Annotated in this window: 14 protein-coding genes; 5 read left to right on the top strand and 9 right to left on the bottom strand. The window is 60.3% G+C overall.

All coding sequences use genetic code 11. The features are described from left to right. Positions 1-15: 15 nt before the first annotated feature. Positions 16-1314 carry an MFS transporter gene (locus tag ICA16_RS04375; protein ID WP_210700024.1) on the bottom strand — a complete coding sequence of 433 codons (1299 nt, stop codon included), beginning with the start codon at positions 1312-1314 and terminating at the stop codon, positions 16-18. Between the two features lie 100 nt (positions 1315-1414). Beyond that, complete coding sequence (locus ICA16_RS04370; RefSeq protein WP_210700023.1) at positions 1415-2164, bottom strand: SDR family NAD(P)-dependent oxidoreductase; 750 nt, start codon at positions 2162-2164, stop codon at positions 1415-1417. 198 nt (positions 2165-2362) lie between these two features. On the opposite strand from ICA16_RS04370, the gene ICA16_RS04365 reads away from it, so the two are divergent. Continuing rightward, the gene (locus ICA16_RS04365) at positions 2363-3277 is read left to right on the top strand and encodes a LysR substrate-binding domain-containing protein (protein ID WP_077572887.1); all 915 of its coding nucleotides are present in this window, start codon (positions 2363-2365) and stop codon (positions 3275-3277) included. Between the two features lie 38 nt (positions 3278-3315). Here ICA16_RS04365 and ICA16_RS04360 read toward each other — a convergent pair whose 3' ends face one another. Beyond that, positions 3316-3918: an XRE family transcriptional regulator gene (locus ICA16_RS04360; RefSeq protein ID WP_077572886.1), complete on the bottom strand. Its 603-nt coding sequence runs from the start codon at positions 3916-3918 to the stop codon at positions 3316-3318. A gap of 157 nt (positions 3919-4075) precedes the next feature. On the opposite strand from ICA16_RS04360, the gene ICA16_RS04355 reads away from it, so the two are divergent. Continuing rightward, entirely contained in the window at positions 4076-4771 is a 696-nt protein-coding gene (locus tag ICA16_RS04355; protein WP_210700022.1) for a B3/B4 domain-containing protein, read from the top strand. A 110-nt stretch (positions 4772-4881) separates the two neighbouring features. Here ICA16_RS04355 and ICA16_RS04350 read toward each other — a convergent pair whose 3' ends face one another. Both ICA16_RS04350 and ICA16_RS04345 read right to left on the bottom strand, forming a co-directional pair. Beyond that, entirely contained in the window at positions 4882-6015 is a 1134-nt protein-coding gene (locus ICA16_RS04350) for a pyridoxal-phosphate-dependent aminotransferase family protein (protein WP_210700021.1), read from the bottom strand. A gap of 91 nt (positions 6016-6106) precedes the next feature. Continuing rightward, entirely contained in the window at positions 6107-7450 is a 1344-nt protein-coding gene (locus tag ICA16_RS04345) for an MFS transporter (RefSeq protein ID WP_210700020.1), read from the bottom strand. A 346-nt stretch (positions 7451-7796) separates the two neighbouring features. Between ICA16_RS04345 and ICA16_RS04340 the strand changes: the two genes are divergently transcribed. After that, a complete protein-coding gene (locus ICA16_RS04340) occupies positions 7797-8726 on the top strand; it encodes a hypothetical protein (protein WP_210700019.1) in 930 nt (309 codons plus the stop codon). Positions 8727-8744: 18 nt separating this feature from the next. Continuing rightward, complete coding sequence (locus ICA16_RS04335; protein ID WP_210700175.1) at positions 8745-9308, top strand: hypothetical protein; 564 nt, start codon at positions 8745-8747, stop codon at positions 9306-9308. A gap of 127 nt (positions 9309-9435) precedes the next feature. Here the strand turns inward: ICA16_RS04335 and ICA16_RS04330 are convergent, their stop codons facing one another. The 4 genes from ICA16_RS04330 to ICA16_RS04315 all read right to left on the bottom strand — a co-directional run bounded on the left by ICA16_RS04330 (position 9436) and on the right by ICA16_RS04315 (position 14658). Further along, the gene (locus ICA16_RS04330; RefSeq protein WP_210700018.1) at positions 9436-10548 is read right to left on the bottom strand and encodes an alkene reductase; all 1113 of its coding nucleotides are present in this window, start codon (positions 10546-10548) and stop codon (positions 9436-9438) included. A 170-nt stretch (positions 10549-10718) separates the two neighbouring features. Next, positions 10719-12953 (bottom strand): xanthine dehydrogenase family protein molybdopterin-binding subunit, encoded by a 2235-nt coding sequence (locus ICA16_RS04325; RefSeq protein ID WP_210700017.1) that lies wholly within the window; start codon positions 12951-12953, stop codon positions 10719-10721. Beyond that, a complete protein-coding gene (locus tag ICA16_RS04320; RefSeq protein ID WP_150615612.1) occupies positions 12950-13423 on the bottom strand; it encodes a (2Fe-2S)-binding protein in 474 nt (157 codons plus the stop codon). Before ICA16_RS04320 ends, ICA16_RS04325 begins: the two co-directional genes overlap by 4 nt. Next, a complete protein-coding gene (locus ICA16_RS04315; protein ID WP_414704729.1) occupies positions 13420-14658 on the bottom strand; it encodes a c-type cytochrome in 1239 nt (412 codons plus the stop codon). The genes ICA16_RS04320 and ICA16_RS04315 overlap by 4 nt, the downstream gene beginning before the upstream one ends. 337 nt (positions 14659-14995) lie before the next feature. Between ICA16_RS04315 and ICA16_RS04310 the strand changes: the two genes are divergently transcribed. After that, positions 14996-16195 (top strand): MFS transporter, encoded by a 1200-nt coding sequence (locus tag ICA16_RS04310; protein ID WP_150603514.1) that lies wholly within the window; start codon positions 14996-14998, stop codon positions 16193-16195. Positions 16196-16284: the final 89 nt, after the last annotated feature.

Genomic DNA, 16284 nt, shown 5'->3' with positions numbered 1-16284 from the left:
TGAAACTCCGTTAACTCAACGATTGACCAGGGCGGCGGGAATGCGCAGGACCAGACTGGCACCGAGGAATAGCACGCCCGTAATCAGGTACATGCCGATGGCGCTGGAGCCGGTCAGGGTGGTGATCCAGCCGATCAGATAAGGCGAGCAGAACCCGGCGAGATTGGCGAAGCTGTTGACCGCGGCGATGCCAGCGGCGGCAGACACCCCGCCGAGCAGCGTGGTGGGCAGCATCCAGAACAGCGACGTCGCCGACAAAATGCCGGAAGCGGCCAGGCACAGACTGAGGATCGACAGCGTTGAGTTGCCGCCCATCATCGCCGCCAGGCTCAAGCCGATCGCACCGGCAATCATCGGCACGATGAGGTGCCAGCGGCGCTCGCGATGTTTGTCACCACTGCGGCCCACCAACAACATCGCGACGATGGCGCACAGGTAGGGCAGGCTGGTCATGAAACCGATGTGCAGCGGGTCGGAAACCCCTGCATTGCGCACCAGTGTGGGCAGCCAGAAGGTGATTGCGTACTGGCCCATCACCACGCAGAAGTAGATGGCCGCCAGCAGCCACAGACGGCGATCGCGAATGAATTCGCCAACCGAGGCGTGGGTGACTTTTTGCTGGTCGTCTTCAGCCAGCTCGCGGGTGATCAAGGCTTTTTCTTCGTCATTCAGCCAGGTGGCCTGATGCACGCCGTCTTTCAGATAGCTCAGCACCAGCAGCCCGACGACCACGGTTGGCACCGCCTCCAGAACGAACATCCACTGCCAGCCGGCCCAACCATGCACGCCTGCAAAGTGGTTCATGATCCAGCCGGACAGCGGGCCACCGACCATGCCTGACAGCGGAATGGCGATGAACCACAACACCGTCATGCGTGCCCGACGGTAGGACGGAAACCAGTAGGTGAGGTAGAGCAACAGGCCCGGTGCCAGGCCGGCTTCGGCAATCCCCAGCAGAAAGCGCAGCGCATAGAATTGCCACGCGGTTTCGACGAAGGCGAACAGCGCCGAGACGATGCCCCAGGTGATCATGATCCGCGCGATCCACACGCGCGCACCGACCTTGTGCAGGATGATGTTGCTCGGCACTTCGCAGAGGAAATAACCGATGAAGAACACGCCGGCGCCCAGCCCGTAGACCGTTTCGCTGAGGGCCAGATCGTTCATCATTTGCAGCTTGGCGAAGCCGACGTTGACCCGATCCAGATAGGCGCACAAATAGCACAGCATCAGGAAGGGCATCAGGCGCCAGGCCGTTTTGCGATAGGCAGAGGAGCGCACGGTCGAAACCGCTTCGAGCGACAGGGTAGTCATGATGGTCTGATCTCTTGTTTTTATTGACCGCCAGGCCATCAGGCCCGGCTGCGTCATCGATCCAGAACCGCACGGACCGTACAGGCCCGCCCAGAAGTACTCAGTGAATCAGCATGCCGCCGTTCACATCCAAAGTGATGCCAGTCAGATAAGAGGACAAGTCGCTGGCGAGAAACAGCGCAGCGTTGGCGACGTCCTGCGCCTCACCCAGGCGACCCAGCGGAATGCCGTCGATGATGGCGTGACGGCGTTCGTCTTGCATCAGGCCGCCGGTGATATCGGTGTGGATCAGGCCCGGCGCGATGGAGTTGACGCGAATGTTGTCGGGGCCCAGCTCCCGCGCCATGGCTTTGCCCAGCCCCAGCACACCGGCCTTGGCCGCGCTGTAATGCGGGCCACCGAAAATGCCGCCACCGCGTTGGGCTGACACGGACGACATGCAGACGATGCTGCCGCAGGCCTGTTGACGCATAAGCGGAATCACCGCTTGGGACATGAGCAAGGTGCCGCGCAGGCTGACGTCCAGCACCTTGTCATAGTCCGATGCACGAATGTCGAGTGTCTTGAGTGGTTGGGTGATGCCGGCGTTGTTGACGAGGATATCAATACGACCGAAGTGCTCGATGATGGTGGCAACGGCTTGCTGAACCTGCGCCTCGTCCGCGACGTTAGCCGCCAGTCCCAGATGACCGTCGCCCAACGACGCGGCGGCGTCACGTGCTGCGGATGCATCCAGATCGAGAATGACAACACGCGCGCCTTGTTGTGCGAATGTCGTCGCTGTAGCGCGGCCGATGCCACGGGCAGATGCGGCACCGGTGATGATTGCGACTTTGTCTTGGAGAAGCATGGAGGTGTTCCTCTAATTGTTTTTATGGGTTCGGTCCGCAAAGAACCGATGACTCAGCTTGTCCTCCAGACCGGCCCCGAGCAATAACGCAAACTTCACTGGGTGCTGAAAAAAATTCAGCACTCGCCAGCGCTGTCGGCCAATGCTTGAATAGCCATAAGCCCGGCCCAAGCCACTTGCAGCGGAAAAACAACCATCATGAGTTCATCTGGCGAAGCACCTGCGACCCTGCCACCCCTGAAAGCCATTCAGGCCTTTGAACAAACGGCCCGCTTCGGCAACGTTGCCCGCGCCGCCGAATTGCTGGATTTGACCCCGTCGGCGGTCAGTCACCAATTGGCCAAACTAGAGGCGATGATCGGGCGTCAGTTATTTCTCAGAACAGCCAGGGGCGTGACATTGACGCCAGTGGGCGAGCAATACCTGACCGAAGTGTCCGGCATTCTGCACAGCCTGGCGGTGGCGACAGAGCGTGCCGCCAGTGATGTCAGTCTCGATTGCCTGCGGTTGCACTCGTCACCCAGCTTCGGGCTGCTGTGGCTGATGCCGCGGCTGGAACAGTTTCGCCAGAGTCATCCCGACATCCAGCTCAATCTGTCGTGTTCTTACGAATCACTGCATTTCAGTCGCGACAAGATCGATGTCGACATCCGTCACGGCATGCCGAATTGGCCAAGTTTCGAAGTCCGTACGGTGCGCAATGAAAAAATTGCCGTGCTGGCGTCGCCGAAATTGCTGCAGCAACGCCCGATCCGCACAGTCGCGGATCTGCTCGACTGCAATCTGATCCTGTCAGAAGCGACGCTGATCAAGTGGCCGCAGCTGTTTGCTCAACATGGCCTGTCGCGTCCTGAAAAACCCTATTCACTCAGCTTTGACCGCTCCTACATGACACTGGAGGCGGCCAGTCACGGGCTTGGGTTTGCGTTGGAAAGCACGCTGCTTGCGCAGGATTATCTGGCGCGCGGCGCGTTAGTCGAAGTGACGCCAGGCTTGAGTGCCCCGATCACCGCACACCACCTGGTGTTCCCGAGAGCGCACGCCGGTTTTCCGCGGGTCAGGCGATTTCTGGAGTGGATGCAGAATGAGCTGGGGCACGACTTCAACTACTGACAGTTATGTCATGAAGCCTGTGCCCGAATGTCGGGTATCTACTGATGTATCTCGGTCACGGACATGGTGAACACCAATTTGGATCTGCCCGCGTTGGAATAGGAGTGAGGCACATCAGTTTTCGCCACTGCCGAACTCCCGGCAGGAATGATCAGCTCTGTTTCCCCGATCATGCATTTCAACGTGCCTTTCTCTACATGGAACAGTTCAAGCGTGCCTTGAGGGTGCCCCGGTGAAGCGAACGATTCACCTGGATGCATTTCCCAGCGCCATAACTCGATCATGTTCGGGCCGGACGTTCCTGCAAGAAGTCGCGCGGTGCCTCCAAGGTCACCGGTCCAGAGCGTGGGGATATCCTGGCTTTCGATGATATGGGCAGAGGGTGCCTCGGTCACATTGACGATGTCGGCAACCGACAGGCCCAGCGCGGCGGCGATTTTGCAAAGAATGCCGATACTGGGATTCGCGGTGCATTTTTCTATTTCGACGACCATTCCTTTGCTCACGCCTGAGCGCCGAGAAAGCTCGTCCAGCGTGATTTTCTGTGCCTTGCGGGCTTGTTTGAGTGTGCGTGCGACGGCCAGGCTGACGGCTTGAGCATCAGCACCCGGGGTAGTCGACAAGCTGGTATTCATGGTCATTGATCAGGTTCATGAAAAAAGTGCTGGAATTTTCGGCCCTTAACGATCGTGGCGTCAATCGACTCACCCACTGAAGCGGAACATGGCGGTCATTATATTGACTAAATCGGTCATCGAAAGATAGCATGAAACACCATTTGAATCCTGGAGGTTTTTGATGCTGTCCGTACTGCCGTTGATTGATCAAGCCGTTGCAGAACTGGCTCCGGAGTTCCGGGCCCTGAGCATTGTGGTGGAAGCTGCACCACTCACTCGTCCTGAAGTTGCTCGGGCCGCCCTGGATCATGCTTGCAAGGCTGTGCAGGCGGGTGGTCCAAGCTGGGGAGACGCTCACCTTGCCGCTTGGGCCGAAGCATTCAGAAAGTTCGGGGCCAAGCCGCAACGCACGCCTTGTTCAGCCGAAGCGTTACGTAAAAGGGTGCTCCGTGACGGAACCTTGCCAAGCCTCGATCCCATCGTCGATTTCTATAACGCCATCAGTATCGAGTACGCCATTCCGGTGGGTGGGGAAAATCTGGAAGCCTATGCCGGCTCTCCGCGTCTTGTCGTCGCCGATGGCAGCGAGCCGTTTGACACGATGAAAGAGGGCGTTCCTGCTGTCGAGTATCCGGATGCCGGCGAAGTGGTCTGGCGCGATGACAAAGGCGTGACCTGCCGCCGCTGGAATTGGCGCCAAGGTGTCAGAACCCGCCTCGGTGCCGATGCGCAGAACATGTGGTTCATTCTGGAGAGTTTGCCTGCGATGCCGCTTGAAGCCTTGACTGAAGCCGGGGACAAGCTGATCGCAGGTTTGCAGCAAATGATGCCAGGCGCCCAGATTGAAAGCTTGCTGATTGGCCCCGGTGCCAAATAGTCGATAGACCACTGAACAGAATGATGACCGCCTCGCTGGAAGAAGGGCACACGTCGGGATGCCCTTCTTGAGTTCAAAGATTCGGAATTTGCTGCGGGCACCATTGGGTCTTAGCCAACCATCACTTCATCCAGCGCCTGCTCAAGCGTACTGATCGTACGCTCGATATTGTGCAGCTTCTCGAGCCCAAACAGGCCGATGCGAAAGGTCTGGAAGTCAGCCGGTTCGTCGCATTGCAACGGCACGCCGGCAGCGATCTGCAGGCCGTGCTCGGCAAATTTCCTGCCGTTTTTGATGTCGGCATCATCGGTGTAGCTCACCACAACGCCAGGGGCCTGAAAGCCGACAGCCGCCACGCTTTTGAAACCTTTGCCGGTCAACAGGGTGCGTACCCGGTCACCCAGCGTCTGTTGCTCGTCGCGAACTTTGTCGAAACCGTAGACTTGCGTCTCTTTCATCACGTCGTTGAACCGCGCGAGGGCATCGCTGGGCATGGTCGCATGGTAGGCATGTCCGCCCTGTTCGTAGGCTTGCATGATCTGCAGCCACTTTTTCAGGTCGCAGGCAAAGCTGCTGCTTTGCGTCTGTTCGATGCGCTCCAGAGCCCGAGCACTGAGCATGACCAGGGCGCAGCAAGGGGAGGCGCTCCAGCCTTTCTGCGGTGCGCTGATCAGCAGGTCGACGGCACATTTGTGCATATCCACCCAAATCGTGCCGGAAGCGATGCAGTCCAGCACGAACAGGCCGCCCACCGCATGCACGGCGTCGCCGACTGCCCGCAAGTACTCGTCGGGCAGGAGGATCCCGGATGAAGTTTCAACATGGGGCGCGAAGACTATCTGCGGCTTCTGCGTCGCAATGGCAGCCAGCACTTCGTCCAGAGGTGGCGGGGCATAGGCCGCTTGGTGACCCGTTTCGACTGGCCGGGCTTTGAGTACCGTGGCGGCGGCCGGGATGTTGCCCATCTCAAGGATCTGACTCCAGCGATAGCTGAACCAGCCGTTGCGTATCACCAGACATTGCTGGCCGGTAGCGAACTGCCGGGCCACCGCCTCCATGCCGAATGTGCCGCTGCCCGGAACCACCGCAACAGCCTCGGCGTTGTAGACCTGTTTCAGGGTTCTGGAAATGTTCTTCATCACCCCTTGAAAAGACTGCGACATGTGGTTCAGCGAGCGGTCGGTGTAGACCACTGAGTACTCGACCAGTCCCTCGGGATCGACACTGGGGTAGAGCTTGGACATAAGGTGACTCCTTGGGCACAGAGGTAAACATCATTGCCAAGGAGTGTAGGCAAAAGGCACTAATGGGCTCATTCAATTACGCAAATGAGGTTTAGCGTGCTTCACATTGCGGCGAAGGCTCGCCGCTCAGCGCGTCAACCATCGGCGGATGCTCCTGCACGGCCTGACGCAGATCTTCGGTCACCCGCAACTCCGCACCTGTCGGCGAGAACGTGGCTGCCGCTGCAAACGGAGCTGGATTTGCCGGCACCGGGCGTTTGCCACGTCGCCACAGGAAGAAGGTGACCATGTACAGATTGACCAGCGCAAATACCCAGAACAGACCATTGGCACCGAACGAATTCATCACCGGCGAGATCATCATCGGACTGATCGCCGAGCCCAGCGAGTTGATCAGCAGCAAGCCCTGAATCATCGGCACCAAGGCTTCGGCAGGGGCGCGGTCGGCGGCGTGGCTGACGGCAACCGGGTAAAGCGCGAAGACGCCGCCGCCGAGCAGAAACAACATCACGGCGAGCATGCTTGAGGACAACGGCATCAGGACGATCACTAGCGATAACACGGTGCACGCCACGGTCAGAATCGTCAGCACCTGCAAACGATCCTGGCGGTCGGACCAACGCCCGACCGGGTATTGCAGAAGCATCGCACCGAGGATCGTCCAGGCCATCATGCTGCCGACTTCGCCGACATTCAGACCGCTGCGTTGCAGATACAGCGGCAGCAAGGTGTAAATCGCCGCGATGGTGATACCCGAGCCGAAACAACCGACCAGCCCGGTCGGCGTCACGCCCAACAATTGCCGTGGCTTGAGTGGCTCGACCTGATCGAGCAATGGCGACACGCGCGGCAGGATCACGATCGGCAACACCGACAACGAGGCGAGCATGCCAGCGACCATGAACGGTGCGCTGTCGCTCAATCCGGTAATTTTCCCCAGCGTTGCCTGGCCCAGCACGCCGGCACCGTACAAGACGATCATGTACAACGCGAGCAAGCGCCCGCGAATCTTCGCGTCACCCGCCAGCAACAGCCAGCTCTCGATCACCAGAAACACGCCGACCGTGGCCCAGCCATTGATCAGGCGCAGGGCAAACCAGCCCCACGTGTCATAGAACAACCCTTGCAGCAGGATGGTCACCGCGATCAGCGAGGCAAAGCTGCCGTAGGCGCGGATATGACCGATGCGCAAAATCAAACGGTCATTGAACACCGCACCCAGGGTCAAACCGATGAAGTAGGCCGAAGAGACGATACCGATCATCGTCGCCGAGGCACCGGCGGCGTCCAGGCGAAGGGTGGTCAGCGAAGACAGAAAACCGTTGCCCAGCGCAACAATGAACAGCCCAAGCAGGGGCGCCAGCGCCATGGCCAGCAAACGCGGAGACATAAAAACCTCTAGAGATCGAACAGCGCAACGTGCGCCTCTGCGCATGCGATTGCCAAGCCGGGGGGGTTGTGGTGCAAGTGCCCGCCGATCGGGCAGGGCGGTTGAGTCGGCCACACGCACGTCAGCGAGGTGTGGCCAGCCATTCAGGTACGCGTTTTTGTGACACTGATGCAGGCCGCCACCGATGTGGGCTGCAAGAGAGCGCGGGATTCTAAGGCTTGTGCAGGATTTGCCAATAGCTGTTTGCTGCGACGTTGGGACGCAGGTGTTGCCATTTATGCTTGTCCTGAGTTGCCGGACAAAAAACAACTTTTTGCCATCACCCAAGTGCTAAATTGCCTCGCGCACGGTAAGTGTTTCGCAATCACGCCAGTTTCTGGAGATCAACAGCATGGAAGCCACCCCGATAGGCCGAACAGCCGCAACACGTTACCTCGCAGCATTTGGCCTATCGCTGCTGTTCAACCCTTCAACTCCGGCCTTCGCCTTCAACCCCGACCTGCATTCGGCCTATGCACTCAAAGCCGCTCAGGCGTATCAACGCTGCCCGGGAGTAACGTTGCCCGAGCAGTTGGCCGAGGCATTGGCGACTGGCACTGACGCTGAGGATTCAAACCTGCTGACACTCCATCAGCGCATCACCAATTGGCACTTCTATAACCGCAACAAAAAACTTGAGCCATTCTGGTTCGCCAACCGCAGCCTGGACGTGATTTTTTCCAAACGCATTGAAAAGCTGAACGCGCTGCTGGTGGAACCTGATGCCGATCTCGTTGAGGTATACGAGCAAGCGGGAAGGGTCTTGCATTACATACAGGACATGAGCGTACCCGGCCATGTAGTCCCGGCTTACCACGCGAAATTGCCGGGTAATGATCCCGATCCGTTTGATGAGTTCGAGAGCATTGAAGCGCTGCCAGTGTTCGAATTGTCTGACGCGCAGTGTCAGGAGCTTCGCGCTGAGGCGGATAAAGCCGAAGCCACCCCTCAGCGTTTTTTGGATGCCGCCGCGACAGCAACCTTGCAGGCGATAGAACAGATAGACGCAGCCGGTAAACCTGTCGTCGACGGTGCATGGAAAGCGTATTGGGTGTATCCCGCCCGAGATGCTGCTGACGCTCGCAAAGGCTGGGGCCAATACGGTGACTGTGAGTTTTCCAATACCAATGTCAACGCTGACTGCAAGCGTAGGGAAGAGCTTGTGGGGCTGTTCGAGCAACAGTCTCGGCAGGCTCAGAGAAATTCGGTTTTGATGCTTTTTTATGTGCAAAAGAAGTTGGCCGAAGCAGGCCAAAAAAACGCCACTGCAATGAATCAATAGTAGGGATGAAAAGTGAGTATGCGTCGCTTGATAGCTCATGGATGTGTTGTGGTCAGTATTGCGATGCTGTGTTCGGGATGTACCTCCTATGCAACCGTGCCGACAATCAATAAACACGTTGGAACCGCAACACAGGAAATCATCTCCAGCTTCAGTTATGAAATAGACTCTCCCTGGAAAGGCAGTCGCCTTGGCAAGGACGCCTACGCGCTGACAAAAAACATGATTCCTGATGCACAGGACCTCAGTTCCAGGCCTACAGCCTCGAGCCTCCCTGCATTGGAAATAAAAATCTCGGAAATTTCGTTGGGCGGCGCTTGCGCACAAGAGTACTTGACGGGTTTGAGTTTTGGCTTGATTCCGAGCTGGTGTACAAGGCCAAACCTGTTCAAGTTCGATTTCATCTTGAATAAAGACAACGGCTTTTGCAGGCAAAGAACTTATTCAGTGAGCGCTACAACGTTTTCACATCTTGTGATGATTCCTTTTGCACTGTTTGAGCCCGAGAATCGACCACTCAGCATTTATCAGGCTTCGCTAAAAGATTTCCTTCAAGAAGATCAATGCTCCATAGGCTTTTGACGCGTCGCGGTGATTTTTCACGTCTGTGCCTAAATACAGGGATCGTATGACTTGATGGAGGAGGGGCGCATTGGCCCCTGCTTCCAGGGATTTACACATTCATGAGAGGCGGGTTGTCGGCTTCTGCTCAAGCATGAAACGGATAATCAATGTACCCACGCTGATCCCCGCCGAAAAAGCTGCTCGGATCCGGTGTGTTGAGTGTCAGACCATCGTGCAGCCGACGCGGCAAGTCAGGGTTGGCCAGGAACGGGCGGCCGAACGCAATGATGTCGGCACGATCGGCGATCAGCGCCTGTTCGGCAGATTGCGCATCGTAGCCGCCGGCCAGGATCAGCACGCCGTTCCAGGTTTTGCGCAACTGGGCAATGATCGCGTCCCAGCGCGGGTCGAAGTTCTCATCTTTGACGGTGCCGACCATCGCTGGCTCGACCAGGTGCAGGTAGGCCAGATTCCATTGATTGAGCGCTTCGACGAGGTGACCGAAGGTTGCCTGCGGGGTGTCATCGCCCATGCCCATGAAACGCCCCATCGGCGTCAAGCGTACGCCGACCCGCTCGGCGCCGACTTCTTCAGCCACGGCCTCAACCACCTCCAGCAGAAACCGCGCGCGATTCTCTACGCTGCCGCCATAGGCGTCGTCACGATGATTGCTGTTGCTGTTTAGAAACTGGTCGAGCAGGTAACCGTTGCCGGCATGAATCTCTACCCCGTCCATGCCCGCCTGCAACGCGTTGCGCGCGGCCACGCGGTAGTCCTCGACGATGCCGGCGATTTCCGCCGTTTCCAGCGCGCGCGGCACCGGCACATCACCCCAGACGCCGTTGCCGTGTTCGTCGACGATAAACGTCTTGCCAGGCACCGGCAGCGCACTGGGCGCAACTGGCAGGCCGGCACCGGGTTGAAAGCTGGGGTGGGACACCCGACCGACGTGCCACAGTTGCATGAAGATCAGGCCGCCGGCCTCGTGCACCGCCGCGCTGACGTCACGCCACGCCTGGACCTGCTCAGGGCTGTAGATGCCCGGCGTCCAGGCGTAACCCTGAGCCTGGCGGGAGATTTGGGTCGCCTCGGTGATGATCAGCGCGGCGCTGGCCCGTTGGCGGTAGTACTCGGCGTTCATGGACGTTGGCACATCGCCCGGTTGGCCGGCGCGTGAGCGCGTCAACGGCGCCATCGCCACGCGATGGGCAAGGGTGTAAGGGCCGAGTGCGATGGGTTGGAACAGGCGACGAGTCATGGGTAGCTCCAGATTTCAATTAAAGGAATTCAAGCGCGGCAGCGGGGCCGCGAAGCACTGTCGCTAACTTAACCGTGTGCAGCGGGGCTGATAATCGGTGGCCGGCGCTACGCTGTTTTGCGCAGGGCGCAACGGCACCCGTGCTCATCGGCGATGAACACGGGCGTGGCTCAGACGGGTTGGTTTGAGCGCGTCAGTGGCAGGTTCAGCCAGCGCCGGCCGGTGGCATTGGCGACGGCGTTGCCAAGGGCGGCGGCCATCGGCCCCTGAACGATTTCAGCGGCACCAAGGAAGGGTTCCCCCGGCTGGTCGAGCAAATGCACATCGACTTTTTTCGGCAATTGCGTGAAGCGCAGAATCGGATAACCGCTCCAGTCGTAGCTGCGAATGCCCCCCGCGTCGTAGGCGACTTTTTCGTATAGGGTCCAGCTTGTGGACTGCACAATGCCGCCCTCGACCTGATTGCGCAGGCCATCGGGGCTGACGATCTGGCCGACGTCAACCGCCGTCACCACATGATCGATGCGGACCTCGCCGGTCTGCGGATGCACCCGCAGCTTCACCGCGATGGCGCAGTAACCCATGATGTTTTTGTAGCGGGCAAAGGCGAAGCCGATACCGGCGCCGGGCTCGCTGCTTTTTTGCGGCCAGCCGATCTCATCACGCACACGTTCCACAACCGCACGCGCACGCGGGTCGCTGAGATGGGCCAGACGCAACGCGACCGCGTCGATGCCGGCCCTGATCGCCAGTTCGTCGATACTCGCCTCAATGGCGAAGATGTTGATGTGCGCACCCAGCGAACGCATGGCCGAGGTGCGAAAGGGCATCTGGGTGACGAAGGTCATGTTGATGCGTGTCGAGTTCAGGTCGTACAGCGGCACCGCGTTGCGATCACCATCGCCTTCGGGCTGGGCGATCGGCACGGAGGGCGCCGAGGCGAAGGGCCGCGCGAGCAAACGTGCCGGCAGCAGGCGCCCGGCGTTGACGATGCGTTCGTTGTGCGGGGTGGTCCATAGTTCGTAGGCCCAGTCCTGCAGGCGGCCCTGGCTGAGGCCAGCGTCGAGTTCAGTGACCATCGCCGAGCTATACGGCTCCCAAAGATTTTCCTGTTCGCGCATCCATTGCACGCGCACCGGCGTCCCGGGCACACGCACGGCAATCAATGCCGCATCGGCGGCGGCATCATCGGCGCCGTTGTGCCCGTAACACCCTGAGCCTTCGGTATGAATACAACGTACCCGCTCAGGTGGCAGACCGAGCATTTCGGCAATGCCGGCGCGCAGCGGGTAAACACCTTGGGTGTGGGTCCAGACGGTGAGAACGCCGTCCTTGAACCAGGCGACTGCGCAAGACGGGCCGATCGAGCCATGCATCAAATACTGCTTGGTGACCCGCGCCTGAAAACGCGTGTCGGCCGCGCCGCTCGGCGTGCCGTTGTGGCTGATCGGGTAGCGCCGTGAAGGCAGGCGTTTGAGCAAGTCATGAATCTCGGCCGCCTCGGGAATCGCCTCGCCACCGCTCCATTGCGTCATTGCGATGGCACTGCGCATGGCTTTGATCGCTTGCCACTCATCACGGGCGACCACCGCCAGATAGTTACCGTCGCGGATCACCTTGACGACGCCAGCCAACGCCTCGATGGACGCCGCATCGAATGCTTGCAACGTGCAGCCCGGACGAGGCGGGCGGATCACCCGCGCATGCAGCATGCCCGGCAGGTGCATGTCCTGGACGAATGCTGCGCCGCCGCTGACCTTCGCCGGGATGTCGAGGCGCGGCAACGAATGGCCGATGAGTTTGAAGTCAGCGGCGGCCATCGCCGGTGACTGCGCCTTGGCATATTGGTGTACATCGACATGCTCGACCGCGTCGGCATAACTCATCCGCTGACCGGCCGGGCCTTCGATCACCCCGTCGCGGGTGCTCAGCAGTGCAGCGTCAACCTGCCAACGGCGCGCAGCAGCATCGACGAGCATTTCACGCACCTGCGCGGCGGCGTTATACAACGCGGTACCGCTGTCGAAAATACTGTGGCTGCCGGCGGTGTAGCCTTCGTTGGGCGTCAGCGCGGTGTCGGCGGTGAGCAGGTTGATAGAGGTAGCCGGCACCTGCAAACGCTCGGCGGCGATTTGCAGCAGCGCGGTTTTCACCCCGGTGCCCAATTCGACCTTGCCGGTGTAGACGGTAATCCCGTCGGCGCCGATGCGGATCCAGGCGTCGAGAAACGGGTTGGTGCGCAGGCTGCCAGGGAGGTCGGGCGCGAGGACCACGGTGCCGAGCGTATCGACTTCCGTATCCGCCAACACACGACGCGCCACCGGCAGCAGGGTGAACGCCATCAGCAACGCACCACCGCGCAAGAAGGCGCGCCGGCTTGGGTTCAATTCATTCGACGCACTCATGTCAGGCTCCCGTTGTGCCCGGCCACCTGTTTGATCGCCTCAATGATCCGCAAGTGCGTACCGCAGCGGCACAGGTTGCCGGCCATGTGCTCGCGAATGGTCGCCTCATCCGGGTGGCGATTACGCTCAAGCAATGCTTGCGCGCGCATCAGCATGCCGGCAATGCAGTAGCCGCATTGCGCGGCCTGTTTCTCGATGAACGCCGCTTGCAGAGGGCCAGGTTTTTGCGCGCTGCCGAGGCTTTCCACGGTGCGGATTTTTTTGCCTTCGAGGCCGGCGCAGGGCGTCAGGCAGGCGAACACCGGTTGATCATCGACGATCACCGTGCAGGCGCCGCATTGACCGAGACCGCAACCGTATTTGGCGCCGTTGAGGTTCAAATGATTGCGCAGCGCATACAGCAGCGGCATGTCCGGCTCCAGCTCAAGTGCTTGCGCGGCTCCGTTGACGTTGAGAGTGATCTGGCTCATTTCGTCTCCTGACGTAACGCTTCAATAGTGGAAGAGAGGTCGGCCCACGGCTGATCGGGGCTGGCTTGCTGACGCAGATACGCGGCCAGTGCGCCGAGTTGCGTGTTGTCCAGGCTGGCAGCGAATGCAGGCATTACCGGGCCGGGCGATCCGGGTGTGGCGGGCAGTCCTTCGAGCACGGTTTTGAGGAAGTTGCGCGAACTGACCGCTTGCAGCGCCGAGGTGTTTTGCAAGCCCGGGCGACCATCGATGGTGCGCATCGGCGCCGCCGGGCCATGACAGCCGGCGCAGGCGCTGCTGAAAAGCAGGGCACCGGTCGAGTGGTCTGCCGGTTCACTGGCAGGCGTCTTCGCCGTTGTCTCTGTCACCGAAGGCGGGTTTTCCAGGCTGAGCAAATACTCGGCAATCGCCTCGGCTTCACTGGCGGGCAAGCGGGCCAGACTCAAGCTGACCGGACGCATCGGACCGGCGGGTGTGCCGTGACCATCAACGATCTCGGCGCGCAGGTAGCTCACCAGTTGCTCGCGACGCCACGGGTTGGCGCGTTGGCCCATACCGACCAACGCGGGCGCGTGCCAGCCGTCCACGCGGCCGCCCTGCAAATAGTCCGAGGATTTCTCCGCGCCAATCAAATTCAACGGCGAATGGCAGCCGGCACAATGGCCCGGACCGTCAACCAGATAACGCCCGCGATTCCACGCTTCGCTGCGCTGCGCTAACGGCGTCAATGGCTCACCGTGCAGGAACAGCAGGTTCCAGAACGCCACCAGCGGGCGAATGTTCATCGGAAAATTCATCAGGTTCTGCTCTGCCGGCGCGTGCACGGCGGGGCCGCTCATCAAGTAGGCATAGGCGTCGGCGACATCTGCCGCGCTCATGCGCCGGTAGTGCACGTAGGGGAACGCCGGATAGAGGAAGTGACCGTCGCGAGCAATGCCCTGTCGCATCGCCCGCTCGAACGCCGGCAATGACCATTGGCCGATACCGGTCTGTACGTCCGGGGTGATGTTGGTGCTGAACAGCGTGCCGAACGGCGTAACCAACGGTAGACCACCGGCCAGATATTCGCCGCCGGGGCGGGTGTGGCAGACCGCACAATCGCCGGCCTCGACCACCCGCGCCCCCCGTTGCAGCTGCGCCATATCGAACATTGTCGGGCGCTCGATCGGCGCAATTGCCGGGCGCCACATCAGCAAAACGGCGCCGATCAGGCCGAGCATTGCGACGACGGCCACGTAGATCCAAAGCGTTCTGGACTTCAGGAATGAGCTGTTCATGGCACAGGAAAAAACGCGGCAGGCAATGACAGGACGGATGGGCTACGGGTCATGAAAACGCTCCTTGTGATGGCCGGGGAAGGGCGCCGCCAGGGACGACAGCGCCAGGGGCCAAAGCGTAGAGAAACCGCCTGCGCCGCAGAATCACCGGCACACGCAACAGCGCGTTGCGCCAGAAGCAACGCCTGCGCCGTTGCGCCGGACGCATCACTGCGTTGCCCGCCGCGTGGATTCTGCGCATCGCTACAGAACCGTAGCCTTGGCAGCACTTTCCTGAACTCAATGAGGTGTCATCATGCTCACGGGCAATCCGGTCGTTGCGACCAATGCCGAACAGCCGGCTGGACTTTCCGGCCTGATGGTCGCGTTCCTGGCTTTCTGCTGTGGTGCGGTCGTGGCCAATCTTTATTACGCCCAACCGATCGTTGAACTGATCGCACCACAGATCGGTCTGTCCAGCGCCAATGCCAGCCTGATCGTTTCGCTGACGCAGTTTGGCTACGCGCTGGGCCTGTTGCTGCTGGTGCCATTGGCCGACCTGATGGAAAACCGCCGGCTGGTGGTCGGCTTCACTCTCGCGTCGAGTGTCACGCTGCTATGCGCCGGCCTGAGCCATTCGCCGTCGATGTTCCTGGTGTTGTCTTTGTTGATCGGCCTGACGTCGGTGGCCGTGCAGATCCTTGTGCCGCTGGCGGCGCACCTGGCGCCCGAGGCCAGCCGTGGCCGCGTCGTCGGCAATATCATGAGCGGTCTGCTGCTGGGCATTCTGTTGTCGCGGCCACTGTCGAGCCTGTTGGTCGACGTGTTCGGCTGGCGCGGGGTGTTTTACAGCGCAGCAGCCTTGATGGCGGTCATCGCTCTGGTTACCGCTGTGGCACTGCCGCGTCGGGTGCCGACGCATAAAGCCTCGTATGTTGCGCTGATCGGTTCGGTGTTTGCCTTGGCCCGGCGTTATCCGCTGTTGCGTCAGCGCTCGCTGTACCAAGGGCTGCTGTTTGCCAGTTTCAGTCTGTTCTGGACCCTCGCACCGATTGAACTGATGCGTCACCACGGCTTCACTCAGGCACACGTGGCGATCTTCGCGCTGGTCGGTGCAGTGGGTGCCATTGCGGCGCCGATTGCCGGGCGTCTGGCCGATGCCGGACAGGGTCGGCGCGGCACGCTGGTCGCGTTGTTGCTGGCGCCAGTGTCGCTGTTGATCGCCGCACTACCGGGCAGCAGCTATGTCTGGCTGGTAGTGTGCGCGGTACTGCTGGATTTCGCCGTGCAATTGAACATGGTGCTCGGTCAGCGTGAGGTGTACGCCCTCGATCCCCACAGCCGTGCACGCCTGAACGCCGTGTACATGACCAGCATTTTCGTCGGCGGCGCGGTGGGGTCGCTGGTGGCGAGCCCGCTGTACGAGCATTTTGGCTGGAACCTGTCTGCCGTCGCGGTGGCGCTGCTGCCAGCGCTCGCACTCGGGTTGTTTCTGAGCCGCAGGGCCGATGTCTGAACAGCCGACGAGTGCGGGCAAGCACGGCGGTACAAGACGACGGGGGAACAGTGATGCACAATCATCCGCGTTCCCTTTCGATCGGACTC

This window comes from Pseudomonas anatoliensis, assembly GCF_017976235.1.
GTDB classification, from domain to species: Bacteria; Pseudomonadota; Gammaproteobacteria; order Pseudomonadales; family Pseudomonadaceae; genus Aquipseudomonas; species Aquipseudomonas anatoliensis.
This window is presented reverse-complemented; position numbering and strand designations above follow the sequence as displayed.